Below are 18,717 nucleotides of genomic sequence, written 5' to 3'. Positions count from 1 at the left end.
ACGGTTCGCCGCCCGGCCTCCGCCGTGTCCCGGTACGTATCCTGTGCCCCGAACAGCTTTACGGGGGAAGGGAATCCGGACGGTGCCACTGCACAGGGACGACCCGAAGTCGATCGGCGGGTACAAACTGGTCGACCGCCTCGGCGCCGGCGGCATGGGGGCCGTCTACCGGGGCAGATCGCGGTCGGGCCGCGAGGTCGCCGTCAAGGTGGTGCACGCCCAGTACGCCGAGGACGCCGTCTTCCGCACCCGGTTCCGGCAGGAGATCGAGGCCGTCCGCAAGGTGAGCGGCGTCTTCACCGCACCGGTCGTGGACGCCGACCCGGAGGCGGCCCGGCCCTGGATGGCGACCCAGTACGTGCCCGGGCGCTCGCTCGCCCAGCGGATCCGCGACGGGGGCGCGCTCCGAGGCGGCGAACTGCGGCGGCTGGCGCTGGGGTTGGTGGAGGCCCTGCGGGACATCCACCGGGCCGGCGTGGTGCACCGGGACCTGAAGCCGGCGAACGTGCTGATGGCCGAGGACGGCCCTCGCGTCATCGACTTCGGCATCTCCCGCGCGGTGGAGAACCACAACACACTGACAGAGACCGGCCAGATGATCGGCACCCCGCCGTTCATGTCGCCGGAGCAGCTCACCGACGCCCGCACGGTCGGCCCGGCCTCCGACGTCTTCTCCCTCGGGGCGCTCCTGGTCTACGCGACGACCGGGCGGGGCCCCTTCGACGCCGACAGCCCCTATCTGACGGCCTACCGGGTGGTCCACGACGACCCGGTGCTGGACGGGGTCGGCCGGCCGCTGCGCGGGATCCTGGAGCGCTGCCTGGCCAAGGAGGCCGCGGACCGGCCCGGACTCGACGAGCTGGCCCGGGAGTTCGCCACCGCCCTGCCCGAGCCCGGCGCGGGCGACCTGGCCACCGTGTCGCTGCGCCTGGGGGAGCTGCCGGCCACGCCGGACACCCGCCCCGGGACCCTCGCCGACCCGGCCGCAACCACCCGCCCCGGCCGCCGAAACCGCCGTCTCGGCCCGCTACTGGCAGCGACCGGCACGGTCGGCGCCGTCGTCCTCGGGCTCACGGCCTACCTGCTGCTCGACCCGGGCTGGGCGGACAGCGGCGACGGCGCGACCCCGACGCCGTCCGCGACGTCGCGGTGGACGGCACTGCCCAGCGGCTGGAAGCCGTGGGAGACGACGGTCTACAAGACCGCCGCACGCGGTGTGAAGAAGGCGCCGGAGGCGGGCGGCGGCGGGATGCGGGGCGGGCCGGACTGCCAGATGTACGAGGGCGCCGCCTACTGCACCGGTGACGGCATCCTTCCCGTACGCCTGGACGGGCTGACCGGCGAGACCGTCTGGCGGGCCGCCGCGGCGCCGTCCGGCGGCGTCGAAGGGACGTACACCTTCACGCTTCTCGGCGTCCGGGACGACGCGGTGCTGGTCCAGCAGCTCTTCCAACCGGACGAAGCCGACGAGGACACGACCAGTGTCCTCGCCCTCGACGTCGAGACCGGTGACCGGCTGTGGCACCGCACGGTGAACGACGACTGGGTCGATGTGATCGCCTCCGGCGACCTCGTCCTGACACCGGACGCCGACGGCCGCTCGCTGACCGCCCGCTCGCCGCGCACCGGTGCCGAGCGCTGGACGGCACCCCTGCCCGCCGAGCACATCTGCGGCTTCACGCAGGCCGAGGAGCGTCTGTACCTGCAGTGCGTCCTCGACTCGATGGAAACGCAGGACCTGGTGGTCACGGAACTGGACCGGGCAGACGGTTCGGCCCGCCGGCTGAAGGGAACGAGCGACGCCGCTCTCCTCGGGGTCTTCGACGGCCGGCTGCTCTTCCTGGAGTCGCCCCGGGACGAGGAGGGAAACATGCAGATCGGCGAGGACGCCCCGTACGCCCGGATCCGGCTGGTGGACCCGGACACCGGCGCGGGCAGCACCACGAAGCTGGCCGAACAGTACGCGGGGGAAGTGACGCTGGCGGGCGGCACTCTCTGGTTCGCCACCTCCACCGGACAGGTGACCGCCGTGTCGGCCCGCACGGGCAAACCGCTGTGGCAGACCGCGACCAGCCTGGAACAACCGGGCCCGGCCACGTACGACCCGCGGACCCGCACCCTGTACCTGGGCAGTTCCAGCGGCCGGGTGGGGGCGCTCGACGCGCGGAAGGGCACGGTGTTGTGGGAGACCCTGCCGCGGGCCGAACGGTTCGACTCCGGCTGGACGGTCAAGGTGCGTCTGTACGAAGGGGCCCTGGTCGTCGCCACCCCCGACGGCACCGTCTTCAGCCTCGACCCCGCCCACCCCGAGCGGAAACCCGCCGCGGAGTGAACGGGGCCGGGAGCAGGGCTACGGCAGCGCCAGCATCCGCTCCAGCGCCAGCTTCGCGAACGCCTCGGTCTCCTTGTCGACCTCGATGCGGTTGACCAGGTTGCCCTCGGCGAGGGACTCCAGGGTCCACACCAGGTGGGGGAGGTCGATGCGGTTCATCGTCGAGCAGAAGCAGACCGTCTTGTCGAGGAAGACGATCTCCTTGCCCTCGGGAGCGAAACGGTTCGCCAGGCGCCGTACGAGGTTCAGCTCGGTCCCGATGGCCCACTTGGAACCGGCCGGGGCGGCCTCCAGCGCCTTGATGATGTACTCGGTCGAGCCGACGTAGTCCGCCGCCGCCACGACCTCGTTCTTGCACTCGGGGTGGACGAGGACGTTGACGCCGGGGATACGCTCGCGCACATCGCGCACCGAATCCAGGCTGAAGCGGCCGTGCACCGAGCAGTGGCCCCGCCACAGGATCATCTTCGCGTCGCGCAGCTGCTCGGCGGTCAGGCCGCCGTTCGGCTTGTGCGGGTTGTAGAGGACGCAGTCCTCCAGCGTCATGCCCATGTCCCGCACGGCGGTGTTGCGGCCGAGGTGCTGGTCGGGCAGGAAGAGGACCTTGTCGCCCTGCTCGAAGGCCCACTCCAGGGCCTTCTTGGCGTTGGACGAGGTGCAGATCGTGCCGCCGTGCTTGCCGGTGAACGCCTTGATGTCCGCGGAGGAGTTCATGTACGAGACGGGCACGACCTGCTCGGCTATGCCGGCCTCGGTCAGCACGTCCCAGCACTCCGCGACCTGCTCGGCCGTCGCCATGTCGGCCATCGAGCAGCCGGCGGCGAGGTCGGGCAGGACCACCTTCTGGTCGTCGGACGTCAGGATGTCGGCCGACTCCGCCATGAAGTGCACACCGCAGAACACGATGTACTCGGCCTCCGGGCGTGCGGCCGCGTCCCGGGCCAGCTTGAAGGAGTCACCCGTGACGTCGGCGAACTGGATGACCTCGTCGCGCTGGTAGTGGTGGCCGAGGACGAACACCTTGTCGCCGAGCTTCTCCTTGGCCGCGCGGGCGCGCTCGACCAGGTCGGGGTCGGAGGGCGAAGGCAGGTCGCCGGGACACTCGACGCCCCGCTCGCTCTTCGGGTCGGCCTCACGGCCGAGCAGCAACAGGGCGAGCGGAGTCGGCTGTACGTCGAGCTCCGTGGTCTGGGCGGTGGTCACGACACGCACCCTTTCTACTTTTCGTCGAACTGACGTTATCTATCATAACCCGCTTCACGTCACTTTGACGATGGTCATAGCGTCGATGTGACATGAATCCCGCAGGCGGCCCGGCGGCCGCTGTTCGCTTCAGCGCGGGTGTGCGAGCATGAAGAGGGAAGAGACAAGACACGCCCTCGGCCCGGAATGAATCCGCGGCCCCGTCGGTTGCAACCGTCGGCAAGCAGTCTCCGTACAACCCGGGAGAGATGTAGATGTCCGTATCGGACGAGACCAGCACCGTCACCGACGGCATCATCCTGTCCGACGCCGCCGCGGCGAAGGTCAAGGCCCTGCTCGACCAGGAAGGCCGTGAGGACCTGGCCCTGCGCGTCGCCGTTCAGCCCGGCGGCTGCTCCGGCCTGCGCTACCAGCTCTTCTTCGACGAGCGTTCCCTCGACGGCGACGTGGTCAAGGACTTCGACGGTGTCAAGGTCGTCACCGACCGCATGAGCGCCCCGTACCTGGGCGGCGCGTCCATCGACTTCGTCGACACCATCGAGAAGCAGGGCTTCACGATCGACAACCCGAACGCGACGGGCTCCTGCGCCTGCGGCGACTCCTTCAGCTAAGCCCCACGCCGGAATACCGAGCGACGAGAAGGCGGCGGCCCCCTACGACAGGGCCGCCGCCTTCGCGCATGTCCGAGGCCGTCCTACCGCGCCCCGGACGTCTCCGGGAGCCGTGCCCCCGCCTTCTCCAGGGGGACCTCCTTGCCGTCCGCGCCCACGACCTTGCGGTCGCCGAGCGGCTCGTCCAGTGGCACGGTCTGGTGGTACACCTTGGCGATCATGATGCAGATCTTGTCCGGCCAGGGCGTCTCGGTCACCGTGACCGTCACCTCGTCCGTGCCCTCGATCGCCGTCGCCTTGTAGTCGGCGCACACCCCGCCCGTGAAGCTCACGGTCAGCTCCGTCCCCTCGGCCGTGTAGCCCTCCACCTGGACGTCCTTCGTGGCCGGCGCGGCGGTCGGCTCGTCGTCCGGCGCGCTCGGCGGCGCTGAGGGCGCGCTCGGCCGCGCGGGGGGAGCGGCCGAGGTCAGGTACGCCGGGTCGACCGCCGGATGCGTCACCGTGTACGCGTCCCGCGCGCCCGCCGCCCGCACCTCGAACAGCCAGGACGGCACCAGCGTCTGCCGTCCCTCCACCAGATGCGGCGCCAGCCCGAACACGGCCTTCTCGACCGTGATCGTCTCCTTCTTCCCCGCCTTCGGTACCTCGGTGGACTCCCCGCACGGAGCCTCCAGCCGGTCCTTCAGCGGTTCGGGGCTCGCGCAGCCGCCGATGCCCATGCGGTGACCGGTCCCCGGCGCCGCGTTCAGCAGGCCCAGCGTCTTCTCCGCGCTCAGCACGGGGTACGTGTCCCCCTTCACCGGCGCCTTCATCTGTCCGTTGGCGCCCACCACTTCGCCCTGTGCGCCGACGGTGACGCCGGTCGTCCAGCCGTGGGTGGGCATCCCGCCGACCTCGGGATCGGCGTTCACGACCCGCTGGGCGCCCGCGACCAGGCTTGCGTCCAGCTTCGCGTCGTCCTGACCCACCGCCTTCAGGACCGGCGCGGCCGCCTTCTTCGCGGCCGCCTCGCTCACCGGGTCGACGGACGGGGCGACCGGGTCGCTCGCACACACGGTCTCGCTCTGGCAGGCATCAGTGCCGGGCACGTACCGGTGGAACGTCCAGCTGCCCGGCGCCTGCCTGTTCACCTGCAGACTCGGCCCCGAACCGTCCTTCGCCCCGACCCGCCAGGCCTGCCCCTGGAGCGCCGGCTTCCCCTCGACGCCCAGCGCCTTCGCCAGCGCGGCCACCTGCTCCGCGGTGACGGTGCCGCCCGACCGGTACACGGGCGCGGTGCCGGGACCCTCGGGAAGCGTGCCGTCGGCGCGATAGGTGACGCCGTACGGGTTGGGCTCACCGGGCGCGATGCCGTTCGGACCGCCGCCCTCGGAGTAGCCGTCGAGGGCGAGCGGCGGGGGAGTACCGTCGCCGCCGGCCCCGGACGCCGTACGGTCCTCGGAACCCCCGGAGGCGGAGGTGGCGAGGTACGCCCCACCACCCCCGACCAGCAGTACGGCGGCGGCGACGGAGGCGGCGACCAGTGCGGGGCGGCGGCGGGGCCGGCCGCCACCGGCGGGGACCTCACTCGCGGACGCCTCGGCACCCGCAGCGGGGGACACGTCGGTGTCGGGAGAGGGGGACGTGTCCGGGCCGGGGGCGGCGGCCGCGTCGGTCTCGGAGGCACCCGCCGAGGCCTCCTGCTCCGAGGCACGCTCATCGGCTTCCGGGGCTTCCGGGGCCTCCGGGGCCTCCTGAGCTTCCGCCTGCTCCGAGGGGGCCTCGGGGGCCTTCTCGCGCTCCGAGCCGGCCTGCGGGGCCTGGGTCTCCTCCGCGGCCGGCTCAACGGTTTCGGCACCATCCGCCGGCTCCGCGGCCGGCTCCCCGGCACCGGCCTCCGGGGCCTCGCTCCGCCCGGAGGCACCCTCCGCCGCAGCGGGCCCGGTGGTGTCATCGGCGTCCCGCGGCGTACCGGCCTTCTCGGCGCCGTCCTCCGGGCCGACGTCGTCGTTGTCGGGTCGCTCGCTGTTCACCGCATCGCTCCTTCGGCTGTGCTTCCGTCCCATGACCCTGACCCGACCCTGTCAAAGTGGTCGGCTCACGGGTCGTATCCCGCATCCCCTGTACGGGGGACGCCGATGGGACGCAGCGGGGGAGCGCGCGGTTCCCTGAAAGGCGCTGCCTCAGTCGCCGTACTCCGACATCGCGTCCAGCAGCCGCGCCGACGCCGGGGGCACGGTCACGCCGTGGATGAGTGACGGGGAGACGGGGCGGGCGGTGATCCGGTCGGGAACCGCCCAGTGGGGAGCCATCCGCGCGCAGTCCCCGCGCAGCGACGCCAGGTCGCCGTCCAGGTCGGCCGCGGCGGGAGCATGGAGCTCGATGTTCGTCATAGCGGCACCGTAGGCACGGCCGACACCGCGAAGAAAGATCTACTATCGGGTAGTTTTGGCCGCTCCAGCGTCTCCAGCGTCTCCGCGCGCCTCGCAGAGCCCCGCGCCGACCAGATAGCGTGAACCGTCAATCTGTCTCCCCACAGGAGAGTCAACGCCGTGCGCATCGCAGTCACCGGCTCCATCGCCACCGACCACCTCATGACCTTCCCCGGCCGCTTCGCCGACCAGTTCGTCGCGGACCAACTGCACACGGTCTCGCTCTCCTTCCTGGTCGACAACCTCGACGTCCGCCGGGGCGGCGTCGGCGCCAACATCGCCTTCGGCATGGGCCAGCTGGGCACCAAGCCGATCCTGGTCGGAGCCGCGGGCTTCGACTTCGACGAGTACCGCGCCTGGCTGGACCGGCACGGCGTCGACACCGCCTCGGTGCGCATCTCCGAGACGCTGCACACCGCCCGCTTCGTGTGCACCACGGACGCCGACCACAACCAGATCGGCTCCTTCTACACCGGCGCCATGAGCGAGGCCCGCCAGATCGAGCTCAAGACGGTCGCCGACCGGGTCGACGGCCTCGACCTGGTGCTGATCGGCGCCGACGACCCGGAGGCGATGCTCCGCCACACCGAGGAGTGCCGCTCCCGGTCCATCCCCTTCGCCGCCGACTTCTCCCAGCAGATCGCCCGCATGGGGGGCGACGAGATCCGGATACTGCTGGACGGAGCGACGTACCTCTTCTCGAACGAGTACGAGAAGGGCCTCATCGAGTCCAAGACGGGCTGGACCGACGAGGAGATCCTGTCGAAGGTCGGCCACCGCGTCACCACGCTCGGCGCGCAGGGCGTCCGCATCGAGCGCGTCGGCGAGAAGCCGATCGTCGTCGGCTGCCCGGAGGAGGACCGCAAGGCCGACCCCACCGGCGTGGGCGACGCCTTCCGCGCCGGCTTCCTCTCCGGCCTCGCCTGGGGGGTGTCCCTGGAGCGCGCCGCCCAGGTCGGCTGCATGCTCGCCACGCTCGTCATCGAGACGGTCGGCACCCAGGAGTACCAGCTGCGCCGCGCCCACTTCATGGACCGCTTCACCAAGGCGTACGGCCATGAGGCCGCCGCCGAGGTCCAGGCGCACCTGGGCTGAGTCAGGAGAGCCGGCGGACCACGTAGGCCGAACCCCGGTCCGCCGGCTCCTCACCGACGTACTCCTGGCCCCGCATCTCGCACCACGCCGGAATGTCCAGCCGTGCGGCCTCGTCGTCAGAGAGCACCCGGACGACGCCGCCCACCGGCACCTCGCCGATGACCTTCGCCAGCTCGATGACCGGAATCGGGCAGCGCTTGCCCAGGGAGTCGACGACCAGGACGTCGTCCCGCACGACCGCCTCGGCGACCGGCGCTCCCAGCTTCTCCCGTACCGCCGCCACCGCTCCCGGCAGCACGTCGAGGAACCGCTCGACATCCTCCTCCGGCGTCCCGGGCGGCAGCGAGATCCGCACGTTTCCCTCACTCAGCACCCCCATCGCCCTCAGCACATGGCTGGGTGTCAGCGTGCTGCTCGTGCAGGAGGATCCGGACGAGACGGAGAAACCGGCACGATCCAGCTCGTGCAGCAGGGTCTCCCCGTCGACATAGAGACAGGAGAAGGTGACGACACCGGGCAGCCGCCGCTCCGGATCGCCGACCACCTCCACGTCCGGCACCAGTCGCGGCACCCGTGCCCGGATCCGCTCCGTCAGCTCCCGCAGCCGCAGAGCCTCCTGCGCCGCCTCGGCCCGCACCGCCCGCAGTGAGGCCGCAGCCGCCACGATCGCCGGAATGTTCTCGAACCCGGCCGCCCGCCCCGACTCCCGCTCGTCCACGGGCCCTTGAGGGGCATACCGCACGCCCTTGCGCACCACGAGCACGCCGACCCCCGAAGGCCCGCCCCACTTGTGTGCGCTCGCCGTCAGCAGCGACCAGCCACCCTCGACCCGCCCCCACCCGAGCGACTGCGCCGCGTCCACCAGCAACGGCACCCCGGCCGCCCGGCACACCTCGGCGACCTCCGCCACCGGCTGCCCGGTCCCCACCTCGTGGTTGGCCGATTGCAGACACGCCAGCGCGGTGTCGGGACGCAGAGCCTTCTCGTACGACTCCACGGTCACCACCCCCGACCGCAGCACCGGTACCTCGGTCACCGATCCGCCGTCCGCCTCGAACACCCCCGCCGAATGCAGTATCGAAGAGTGTTCGACCGCCGACACGATCAGGTGGCGTCCCACGCGACGGCGCCCCGCCAGCGTCCCGGCGACCCCGGAATGCACCGCGCGCGTGCCGGAGGAGGTGAACACCAGCTCGTCCGGCCGGCACCCCACGGCCTCGGCCGTCGCCTCCCGCGCCGCGTCCAGCAGCATCCGGGCCCGCCGCCCCTCCCGGTACAGGCGCGCGGGATCCGCCCACCCCTCGTCGAGGGACGCCTGCAGCGCCTGACGGGCGACGGGATGCAAAGGAGCTGACGAAGCAGCATCGAAGTAGGCCACACGGCAACGCTAAGACGTCCGGCGAGGGAAGCGCCCCGGAGGGGCGCGGGGAACTGCGCGATCAACCCCAACGCACCTGCACCCGCACAACATCCGGCATTCCCGAGCTATCAGGCGCCCCCTCCCACCCCTTCGGGGTGACCCGCGGCGCGTATGCCCCCCTCCCCGCGACCCCCCGGAGGGCGTCGGCTAGGGTTTGGTCCGCATAAACATCCAAACCCCTGCCCGACGCAGGGCGGCGACCGACCAGCGAGAAGGCCGCAGCTCAACCGCGCGGGCGAGACTCTCGGGAAGGCGCTACGTGAGTCCCAACGGCTCCGACCGCTCGCCGCGGCGCCCGATGCGGCGGAAGCTGCTGCAGGCAATGACCGCCGGCCTGGTCCTGGCGACCGCGACCGGTTGCACATACAAGGACTTCCCACGCCTTGGTATGCCCACCCCCACCACGGAAGAGGCTCCGCGGATCCTCTCCCTGTGGCAGGGCTCCTGGGCTGCCGCGCTCGCCGTCGGCGTGCTGGTGTGGGGCCTGATCCTCTGGAGTGCGTTCTTCCACCGGCGCACCCGCACCAAGGTCGAGGTCCCTCCGCAGACCCGGTACAACATGCCCATCGAGGCGCTGTACACGGTGGTCCCGCTCATCATCGTCTCGGTCCTCTTCTACTTCACGGCCCGCGACGAGTCGAAGCTCCTCAGCCTCAAGAAGCAGCCCGACGTCACGATCAACGTCGTCGGCTTCCAGTGGAGCTGGGGCTTCAACTACGTCGTGCCCGTCGAAGGTTCCACGGGTGACGCGAAGACCGACAAGAACCTGGACGCGATTCCGGACCGGTTCAAGGAGGACTTCCCGGCCGACGCCGGCGGTGTCTACGACGTCGGCACGCCCAAGACGCGGAACCCGCAGACCGGCAACCCCGGCCCGACCCTCTGGCTCCCCAAGGGCAAGACGGTCCGCTTCGTCCTCACCTCGCGTGATGTCATCCACTCCTTCTGGGTGGTGCCGTTCCTCATGAAGCAGGACGTCATCCCGGGCCACACCAACGCCTTCGAGGTGACCCCCAACAAGGAGGGCACCTTCCTGGGCAAGTGCGCCGAGCTGTGCGGCGTCGACCACTCCCGGATGCTGTTCAACGTGAAGGTCGTCTCCCCCGAGCGCTACGAGCAGCACCTCAAGGACCTCGCCAAGAAGGGGCAGACCGGTTACATTCCCGCCGGCATCGCTCAGACGAGCCACGAGAAGAACCGGGAGACGAACAACCTGTGAGCATCCTCAACGAACCTCAGGGTGCCGCGGCAGCAGGCTCTCACTACGAGGACGAGCTGCCGGTCCGGCGCCAGCGCCGTGGCGAAGTCGTCATCAAGTGGCTCACCACCACTGACCACAAGACGATCGGCACGCTGTACCTGGTCACGTCGTTCGCGTTCTTCATGATCGGCGGCGTGATGGCGCTGTTCATGCGCGCCGAGCTGGCCCGTCCGGGCCTGCAGATCATGTCGAACGAGCAGTTCAACCAGGCGTTCACGATGCACGGCACGATCATGCTGCTGATGTTCGCGACGCCACTGTTCGCCGGTTTCACGAACTGGATCATGCCGCTGCAGATCGGCGCGCCCGACGTGGCGTTCCCGCGGCTGAACATGTTCGCCTACTGGCTGTACCTGTTCGGCTCGACGATCGCGGTCGGCGGCTTCCTCACCCCGCAGGGCGCGGCCGACTTCGGCTGGTTCGCCTACACCCCGCTGTCCGACGCGATCCGCTCCCCGGGCATCGGCGCCGACATGTGGATCATGGGTCTGGCCTTCTCCGGCTTCGGCACCATCCTCGGCGCGGTCAACTTCATCACGACCATCATCTGCATGCGCGCCCCCGGCATGACGATGTTCCGCATGCCGATCTTCACCTGGAACGTGCTGCTGACCGCCGTCCTGGTCCTGCTCGCCTTCCCCGTCCTCGCGGCCGCGCTGTTCGCGCTGGAGGCGGATCGGAAGTTCGGCGCACACATCTTCGATCCGGCCAACGGCGGCGCGTTGCTGTGGCAACACCTCTTCTGGTTCTTCGGCCATCCAGAGGTGTACATCATCGCCTTGCCGTTCTTCGGGATCATCTCCGAAGTGATCCCGGTGTTCTCCCGCAAGCCGATGTTCGGCTACATGGGCCTGATCGCGGCGACCATCTCCATCGCGGGCCTGTCCGTGACGGTGTGGGCGCACCACATGTACGTCACCGGCGGTGTGCTGCTGCCGTTCTTCTCCTTCATGACGTTCCTCATCGCCGTGCCCACGGGTGTGAAGTTCTTCAACTGGATCGGAACGATGTGGAAGGGGTCCCTGAGTTTCGAGACCCCGATGCTGTGGGCGACCGGCTTCCTGATCACCTTCACCTTCGGTGGTCTGACCGGTGTCATCCTGGCCTCGCCGCCGATGGACTTCCACGTCTCCGACTCGTACTTCGTGGTGGCGCACTTCCACTACGTCGTCTTCGGCACCGTCGTCTTCGCGATGTTCTCCGGCTTCCACTTCTGGTGGCCGAAGTTCACCGGCAAGATGCTCGACGAGCGCCTCGGCAAGATCACGTTCTGGACGCTGTTCATCGGCTTCCACGGAACCTTCCTGGTCCAGCACTGGCTGGGTGCCGAGGGCATGCCTCGTCGTTACGCGGACTACCTCGCGGCCGACGGCTTCACCGCCCTGAACACGATCTCGACGATCAGCTCCTTCCTGCTCGGCCTGTCGATCCTGCCGTTCCTCTACAACGTGTGGAAGACGGCCAAGTACGGCAAGCCGGTCGGCGTCGACGACCCGTGGGGCTACGGCCGCTCGCTGGAGTGGGCGACCTCGTGCCCGCCCCCGCGGCACAACTTCCTCACCCTGCCGCGGATCCGCAGCGAATCCCCGGCGTTCGACCTGCACCACCCCGAGGTCGCCGCTCTCGACCAGCTCGAGAACGCGCCTCACGGTGACAAGGCTCTGGCCGGCAACGGCGGCAAGGAGGCCGGCAAGTGAAGATCCAGGGCAGGATGTTCATCTGGCTGAGCGTCTTCATCCTCGCCATGGCGATCGTCTATGGCGTGTGGTCGAAGGAGCCGGCCGGCACCACGGCCCTCTTCCTGGCCTTCGGTCTGTCCATCATGATCGGCTTCTACCTGGGCTTCACGGCCCGGCGGGTCGACGCGGGCGCGCAGGACAACAAGGAAGCGGACGTCGCGGACGACGCCGGCGAGGTCGGGTTCTTCAGCCCGCACAGCTGGCAGCCGCTCTCCCTCGCGATCGGCGGCGCCCTCGCGTTCCTGTCGGTCGCGATCGGCTGGTGGCTGATGTACTTCTCGGCGCCGCTGATCATGATCGGTCTGTGGGGCTGGGTCTTCGAGTACTACCGTGGTGAGAACCGCACTCAGTAGCACGAGCTGAGCTCCCAGGAGCCCGGACACTCCGTCAGGAGCGTCCGGGCTCCTGCTTTTGCCGCAATGCGTGTCACTCGTACGAGTCACCCGGCGCGCCGCCCTTGACGGATCTCCCTAGCGTGAAGTCATGAGCCACGTACCCCGCACCCGTACCGTCGTCGGCTGCACGCTGCTGGTGATCGCCCTCGGCGCGGGCGTCACCGCCTGCGGCAGCGACGACAACCCGTTGTCCGCCACGCCGTACGACGCGGCGGACCTGATCTCCTTCAAGGGCCTCACCGGCAACGGCAAGAAGGTCGACCCCGACAAACCCCTGGAAGTCACCGCCGAGGACGACGACGGCCGTATCACCGACGTCACGGCCATAGACGCGGCGGGGCGGTACCTGGCCGGTGAACTCTCCGCCGACGGCGGACGCTGGCACAGCACCACCCCGCTGGCCGCCAACGCCCACTACACGGTCCGGGTGAGCACCGAGGACGAGGACGGGGCGCCCGGCCGCCGCGTCCTCAGCTTCGACACCGGCAAGCCCCACGGCAAGAAGCGCCTGAAGGTGACCTTCGGGCCCAAGGCGGGCACGTACGGCGTCGGCCAGCCCATCACCGCCGAGCTGAGCATGCCCGTCAAGGACAAGGCCCAGCGGGCGGTCATCGAGAGCGCCCTCCGGGTCGACTCGATGCCCGCCGCGTCCGGGGCCTGGCACTGGGTGGACGACAAGGAGCTCCACTACCGCCCCAGGGAGTACTGGCCCTCCCACGCCACCATCCAGGTCCGCAGCAACCTGGACGGCATCAAGATCGGCGACCGGCTGTGGGGCGGCAAGGTCAAGCCGCTGAAGATCAGCACGGGCGACCGCGTCATCGCGGTGACCGACGCCTCCTCGCACTCGATGGCGGTGCACAAGAACGGCGAGGTCATCAAGCAGATCCCGGTCACCACCGGCAAGCCCGGCTTCGAGACCCGCAACGGGGTCAAGGTCGTCCTGGGCAAGGAGTACTTCGTACGCATGCGCGGCACCAGCATCGGCATCGCCGAGGGCTCCGCGGAGTCGTACGACCTCCCGGTCTACTACGCGACCCGCGTCACCTGGAGCGGCGAGTACGTGCACGCCGCCCCCTGGTCCGTCGGCTCCCAGGGCTCTGCCAACGTCAGCCACGGCTGCACCGGCATGAGCACCGACAACGCGGCCTGGTTCTTCAAGACGGTCCGCGAGGGCGACGTCGTCGAGGTCGTCAACTCACAAGGTCACACGATGGAGAGCTTCGGCAACGGCTTCGGCGACTGGAACCTCGGCTGGGACAAGTGGCGCATGGGCAGCGCCCTCGCCGCGGGCACGCCGAACGCCCCCCTTGCGGAGGAGCGGGCGCGACTGCGTCCCCAGTCGGTCTGAGAGAAGCCCTGTCAGGCGCTCAGGGCGCTCTGCCGCCGCAACAGCGAGGCAAGCGCCGCCGCGAACTCCACCGGGTCCACCGGCAGCGTCACAGCCGCCTCCGCACGGCTCCACGTGGCGAGCCACGCGTCCTGCGGCCGGCCGATCAGCAGCAGCACCGGCGGGCAGTTGAAGATCTCGTCCTTGATCTGACGGCACAGACCCATGCCACCCATGGGCGCGGCCTCACCGTCCAGGACGCAGACGTCGATGCCGCCCCTGTCCAGTTCCTTGATCACGGCAGCCGGGGTCGCGCACTCGATGAACTCCACCACCGGGACATCGGGAGCGGGCCTGCGCCCGGTGGCCAACCGCACCTGCTCGCGGGTGTTGGAGTCGTCGCTGTAGACCAGCACCGTGGCAGTCGGCTGCATGCTTCCTCCGGGACGTCAGCGTCGTACGGACAGGACCGATGCGGCGGATGCTACTCCTTTGACACCCTCGTCAACACCTGTGGGGACACCGCTCCCCTGGGCCATACGGGCAGTCCACGCGCTACGAACACTCCGAACGGCACCCCCGGGAGTGAGGGCGGGATAAGCGACCGACATAATGTCGGTCGTGGCGACAGCAACGACAGTAGAAACCGGGCACGCGCACCCGTCGGTCAACCGGCCGAACCTCACCAGCGTCGGAACCATCATCTGGCTGAGTTCCGAGCTGATGTTCTTCGCGGCCCTCTTCGCGATGTACTTCACCCTGCGATCGGTGACGGGTCCTGATCACTGGAAGGAGATGGCGCACAGTCTGAACTTCCCGTTCTCTGCGACCAACACCACGATCCTGGTGCTCTCCTCCCTCACCTGTCAGCTCGGCGTGTTCGCTGCCGAGCGCGGTGATGTGAAGAAGCTCCGGATGTGGTTCATCGTCACCTTCATCATGGGTGCGATCTTCATCGGCGGTCAGGTGTACGAGTACACCGAGCTGGTCAAGAAGGACGGGCTCTCGCTCTCCTCGGACCCGTACGGCTCGGTGTTCTACCTGACCACCGGCTTCCACGGCATGCACGTGACGGGCGGCCTCATCGCCTTCCTGTTCGTCCTCGGCCGCACCTACGCGGCGAAGAGGTTCACGCACGAGCAGGCGACCGCGGCCATTGTCGTGTCCTACTACTGGCACTTCGTCGATGTCGTCTGGATCGGCCTCTTCGCCACGATCTACATGATCAAGTAGTCGGGCCCGCTCCCGCACATTCCAGAAGCATCGACGCAGAAGATCCTGACACCGGAGTAATCCGTGAAAAAGCTCTCCGCACGACGACGCCATCCGTTGGCGGCGGTCGTCGTCCTACTCCTCGCGCTGGCATGCACCGGGGGGCTGTACGTCCTGCTCGCACCCACGAGCGAGGCGAAGGCAGACACAACCGCCCAGTCCCTGGCCATCGACGAGGGCAAGAAGCTCTACGCCGTCGGCTGCGCCAGCTGCCACGGCACCGGTGGTCAGGGCACCACTGACGGTCCGAGCCTCGTGGGCGTGGGCGCCGCGGCCGTCGACTTCCAGGTCGGCACCGGCCGTATGCCGGCCCAGCAGCCGGGCGCGCAGGTCCCGAAGAAGAGGAACATCTACTCGCAGGCCGAGATCGACCAGCTCGCGGCGTTCATCTCCTCGCTGGGTGCCGGTCCGAACGTCCCGACCGAGGCGCAGGTCAACCCCGAGGGCGCCGACATCGCCAAGGGCGGCGAACTGTTCCGCACCAACTGCGCGCAGTGCCACAACTTCACCGGCAAGGGCGGCGCGCTGACGCACGGCAAGTTCGCACCCGACCTCGAGGGCGTCTCCCCGAAGCACATCTACGAGGCCATGCAGACCGGCCCGCAGAACATGCCCTCCTTCCCCGACACCACGCTGTCGGAGCAGAACAAGAAGGACATCATCGCGTACCTCGACGCGGTCAACGGTGACGACACCGAGAGCCCCGGCGGCCTTGAGCTGGGCGGACTCGGTCCCGTCAGCGAGGGCCTGTTCGCCTGGATCTTCGGACTCGGCGGGCTGATCGCGGTCGCCGTCTGGGTCGCCGCTCGGACCGCAAAGGCCAAGAAGTCATGAGTAGCCAAGACATTCCCGAAGAGAACCTGCCCGCTGAGCAGGACCACGCGCACGGCGCGGTAGGCGTCGCGGACGAGAAGAACCCGTTCGCCGACCCCGGACTGCCGCCCCACGAGCACCGCATCCAGGACATCGACGAACGGGCCGCCAAGCGGTCCGAGCGCACGGTCGCCATGATGTTCGTGCTGTCGATGCTGGCCACCGTCGGCTTCATCGTCTCGTACGTGACGATCCCGCACGACAAGACGATCTACGTCTTCACGATCGGGCACATCAACGCGCTGAACTTCGCGCTGGGCCTGACCCTGGGCGCGGCGCTCTTCCTGATCGGCGCGGGCGCGGTCCACTGGGCCCGCACGCTGATGTCCGACGAGGAGATCGCCGACGAGCGCCACCCGATCGAGGCGGCGCCCGAAGTCAAGGCCAAGGTCATGGCCGACTTCAAGCAGGGCGCCAAGGAGTCCGCGCTCGGCCGTCGCAAGCTGATCCGCAACACGATGTTCGGCGCGCTGGCCCTGTTCCCGCTCTCCGGCGTGATGCTGCTGCGCGACCTCGGTCCGCTGCCCGGCACCAAGCTGCGCCACACCCTGTGGTCCAAGGGCAAGCTGCTCGTCAACATGAACACCAACGAGCCGCTGCGTCCCTCGGACGTCGCGGTGGGTTCGCTGACGTTCGCCAAGCCCGAGGGCCTGGAGGAGCACGACCACGAGTTCCAGACCGAGATCGCCAAGGCCGCCCTGATGATCGTCCGGATCCAGCCGGACAACATCAAGGACAAGCGCGAGCTCGAGTGGTCGCACGAGGGCATCGTGGCGTACTCGAAGATCTGCACCCACGTCGGTTGCCCGATCTCCCTGTACGAGCAGCAGACGCACCACGTGCTGTGCCCCTGCCACCAGTCCACCTTCGACCTCTCCGACGGTGCCCGGGTGATCTTCGGCCCCGCCGGTCACGCCCTGCCGCAGTTGCGGATCGGCGTGAACGACGAGGGCTACCTCGAGGCGCTCGGCGACTTCGATGAGCCCGTCGGTCCTGCTTTCTGGGAGCGCGGATGAGCACTGAGACCACCACCAAGGACTCGCGCTCGCGCGAGAAGGCACCCGCCGGCGAGCGGGTAGCCGACTGGGCCGACGGCCGCCTGGGGATCTACTCCCTGGCCAAGGCCAACATGCGCAAGATCTTCCCCGACCACTGGTCGTTCATGCTGGGTGAGATCTGCCTCTACAGCTTCATCATCATCATCCTCACGGGTGTGTACCTGACGCTGTTCTTCCACCCGTCGATGAACGAGGTGGAGTACCACGGCAGCTACGTCCCGCTGCAGGGCCAGCTGATGTCCGAGGCGTTCAACTCGACCATGCACATCTCCTTCGAGGTGCGCGGTGGCCTGCTGATCCGGCAGATCCACCACTGGGCGGCGCTGATCTTCCTCGCCGGCATGTTCGTGCACATGATGCGCGTGTTCTTCACGGGTGCGTTCCGCAAGCCGCGTGAGGTCAACTGGCTGTTCGGCTTCCTGCTGTTCGTCCTGGGCATGTTCACCGGGTTCACCGGCTACTCGCTCCCGGACGACCTGCTCTCCGGCACCGGTGTCCGCTTCATGGAGGGCGCGGTCCTGTCCGTGCCGATCGTCGGCACGTACCTGTCGTTCTTCCTCTTCGGCGGGGAGTTCCCGGGCGGCGACTTCGTGGCCCGCTTCTACTCGGTCCACGTGCTGCTGCTGCCGGGCATCATGCTCGGCCTGGTCGTCGCCCACCTGATCCTGGTCTTCTACCACAAGCACACGCAGTTCGCGGGCCCCGGCAAGACGAACAAGAACGTCGTCGGCATGCCGCTGCTCCCGGTCTACATGGCCAAGGCCGGAGGCTTCTTCTTCCTGGTCTTCGGTGTCATCGCGGCCATCTCGGCGATCGCCTCGATCAACCCGATCTGGACCATGGGCCCCTACCGCCCGGACCAGGTGTCCACCGGCGCCCAGCCCGACTGGTACATGGGCTTCTCCGAGGGCCTGATCCGTGTCATGCCGGGCTGGGAGATCAACTTCTGGGGCCACACGCTCGTCCTGGGCGTGTTCATCCCGCTGATGATCTTCCCGCTGGTCCTGGTCGCGATCGCGGTCTACCCGTTCATCGAGTCCTGGGTCACCGGCGACAAGCGCGAGCACCACATCCTGGACCGCCCGCGCAACGTGCCGACGCGCACGGCCTTCGGCGTCGCGTGGATCACCTGGTACATGGTGCTGCTGATCGGTGGTGGAAACGACCTGTTCGCCACCCACTTCCACCTGTCGATCAACGCGATCACCTGGTTCGTCCGCATCGCGTTCTTCGTCGCGCCGGTCATCGCGTTCGTCGTCACCAAGCGGATCTGCCTCGGCCTCCAGCGCCGCGACAAGGACAAGGTGCTGCACGGCCGCGAGTCGGGCATCATCAAGCGCCTGCCGCACGGTGAGTTCATCGAGGTGCACGAGCCGCTCAGCCAGGAGCAGCTGCACACGCTCACGGCGCACGAGCAGTACGTGCCGGCGCAGATCGGCCCGACGGTCGACGAGAACGGCGTCGAGCGCAAGGTGAAGGGCTCCGAGAGGCTGCGCGCCAAGCTCAGCGAGGCGTACTACGGCGAAGAGGCCCAGATCCCCAAGCCGACCGTCGAGGAGTACAAGGAGATCACGAGCGGCCACGGCCACCACTGATCGCTGCGCTCGCCACGCGCGGGAAGGGCCCCGTCCGCAGACCGGACGGGGCCCTTTGCCGTGCCCCTCGGCTGGATAGGGTGGGACACCTCGAGACTCGCGTCCCGCCGTGCGGGACTGAT

General features: G+C 69.0%; 16 protein-coding genes. 11 read left to right on the top strand and 5 right to left on the bottom strand.

Translation table 11 applies throughout. From position 1 onward, the window contains the following. Nucleotides 1-82 precede the first annotated feature (82 nt). A complete protein-coding gene (locus tag ACZ5XS_RS17375) occupies nt 83-2,332 on the top strand; it encodes a protein kinase domain-containing protein (RefSeq protein WP_468652118.1) in 2,250 nt (749 codons plus the stop codon). Nucleotides 2,333-2,350: 18 nt separating this feature from the next. Here ACZ5XS_RS17375 and nadA read toward each other — a convergent pair whose 3' ends face one another. Further along, nucleotides 2,351-3,535 carry a quinolinate synthase NadA gene (gene nadA, locus ACZ5XS_RS17370; protein WP_468652116.1) on the bottom strand — a complete coding sequence of 395 codons (1,185 nt, stop codon included), beginning with the start codon at nt 3,533-3,535 and terminating at the stop codon, nt 2,351-2,353. Between the two features lie 254 nt (nt 3,536-3,789). Here nadA and erpA point away from each other — a divergent pair, with 254 nt between their 5' ends. Beyond that, entirely contained in the window at nt 3,790-4,146 is a 357-nt protein-coding gene (gene erpA, locus ACZ5XS_RS17365; protein WP_030039301.1) for an iron-sulfur cluster insertion protein ErpA, read from the top strand. Nucleotides 4,147-4,229: 83 nt separating this feature from the next. Here the strand turns inward: erpA and ACZ5XS_RS17360 are convergent, their stop codons facing one another. Then, nucleotides 4,230-6,158, bottom strand: coding sequence for a hypothetical protein (locus tag ACZ5XS_RS17360; protein WP_468652114.1), 1,929 nt, complete (start codon nt 6,156-6,158; stop codon nt 4,230-4,232). A 150-nt stretch (nt 6,159-6,308) separates the two neighbouring features. After that, nucleotides 6,309-6,518 carry a hypothetical protein gene (locus ACZ5XS_RS17355; RefSeq protein WP_468652112.1) on the bottom strand — a complete coding sequence of 70 codons (210 nt, stop codon included), beginning with the start codon at nt 6,516-6,518 and terminating at the stop codon, nt 6,309-6,311. Nucleotides 6,519-6,677: 159 nt separating this feature from the next. Between ACZ5XS_RS17355 and ACZ5XS_RS17350 the strand changes: the two genes are divergently transcribed. Continuing rightward, nucleotides 6,678-7,652 carry a carbohydrate kinase family protein gene (locus tag ACZ5XS_RS17350; RefSeq protein ID WP_468652110.1) on the top strand — a complete coding sequence of 325 codons (975 nt, stop codon included), beginning with the start codon at nt 6,678-6,680 and terminating at the stop codon, nt 7,650-7,652. Nucleotide 7,653: 1 nt separating this feature from the next. On the opposite strand, the gene ACZ5XS_RS17345 is transcribed toward ACZ5XS_RS17350, so the two are convergent. Next, a complete protein-coding gene (locus ACZ5XS_RS17345; RefSeq protein WP_468652108.1) occupies nt 7,654-9,030 on the bottom strand; it encodes an aminotransferase class V-fold PLP-dependent enzyme in 1,377 nt (458 codons plus the stop codon). Between the two features lie 301 nt (nt 9,031-9,331). On the opposite strand from ACZ5XS_RS17345, the gene ctaC reads away from it, so the two are divergent. The 4 genes from ctaC (at nt 9,332) to ACZ5XS_RS17325 (ending at nt 13,818) form a co-directional block, all read left to right on the top strand. After that, a complete protein-coding gene (ctaC, locus tag ACZ5XS_RS17340) occupies nt 9,332-10,291 on the top strand; it encodes an aa3-type cytochrome oxidase subunit II (RefSeq protein ID WP_468652106.1) in 960 nt (319 codons plus the stop codon). After that, nucleotides 10,288-12,030 (top strand): aa3-type cytochrome oxidase subunit I, encoded by a 1,743-nt coding sequence (ctaD, locus tag ACZ5XS_RS17335; protein ID WP_217237176.1) that lies wholly within the window; start codon nt 10,288-10,290, stop codon nt 12,028-12,030. The genes ctaC and ctaD overlap by 4 nt, the downstream gene beginning before the upstream one ends. Beyond that, a complete protein-coding gene (locus tag ACZ5XS_RS17330; protein WP_468652104.1) occupies nt 12,027-12,425 on the top strand; it encodes a cytochrome c oxidase subunit 4 in 399 nt (132 codons plus the stop codon). The genes ctaD and ACZ5XS_RS17330 overlap by 4 nt, the downstream gene beginning before the upstream one ends. Before the next feature lie 130 nt (nt 12,426-12,555). Next, nucleotides 12,556-13,818, top strand: a complete 1,263-nt coding sequence (locus ACZ5XS_RS17325; protein ID WP_468652102.1) for a L,D-transpeptidase — start codon at nt 12,556-12,558, stop codon at nt 13,816-13,818. Between the two features lie 11 nt (nt 13,819-13,829). Here the strand turns inward: ACZ5XS_RS17325 and ACZ5XS_RS17320 are convergent, their stop codons facing one another. Then, the gene (locus ACZ5XS_RS17320) at nt 13,830-14,231 is read right to left on the bottom strand and encodes a DNA-binding transcriptional response regulator (RefSeq protein ID WP_217237179.1); all 402 of its coding nucleotides are present in this window, start codon (nt 14,229-14,231) and stop codon (nt 13,830-13,832) included. A 178-nt stretch (nt 14,232-14,409) separates the two neighbouring features. Here ACZ5XS_RS17320 and ctaE point away from each other — a divergent pair, with 178 nt between their 5' ends. The 4 genes from ctaE (at nt 14,410) to qcrB (ending at nt 18,595) form a co-directional block, all read left to right on the top strand. Continuing rightward, complete coding sequence (gene ctaE, locus ACZ5XS_RS17315) at nt 14,410-15,030, top strand: aa3-type cytochrome oxidase subunit III (RefSeq protein ID WP_217237180.1); 621 nt, start codon at nt 14,410-14,412, stop codon at nt 15,028-15,030. Nucleotides 15,031-15,093: 63 nt separating this feature from the next. Continuing rightward, entirely contained in the window at nt 15,094-15,903 is an 810-nt protein-coding gene (gene qcrC / locus ACZ5XS_RS17310) for a cytochrome bc1 complex diheme cytochrome c subunit (RefSeq protein WP_468652100.1), read from the top strand. Beyond that, nucleotides 15,900-16,958, top strand: coding sequence for a cytochrome bc1 complex Rieske iron-sulfur subunit (qcrA, locus tag ACZ5XS_RS17305; RefSeq protein WP_468652098.1), 1,059 nt, complete (start codon nt 15,900-15,902; stop codon nt 16,956-16,958). Before qcrC ends, qcrA begins: the two co-directional genes overlap by 4 nt. Then, nucleotides 16,955-18,595, top strand: coding sequence for a cytochrome bc1 complex cytochrome b subunit (gene qcrB, locus ACZ5XS_RS17300; protein ID WP_468652096.1), 1,641 nt, complete (start codon nt 16,955-16,957; stop codon nt 18,593-18,595). Before qcrA ends, qcrB begins: the two co-directional genes overlap by 4 nt. The last annotated feature ends 122 nt before the right edge of the window (nt 18,596-18,717 follow it).

The organism is Streptomyces sp. NPDC033131 (assembly GCF_055578365.1).
Note: the sequence above shows the minus strand (reverse complement) of the source record. Positions and strands in the feature narration are given on the sequence as shown.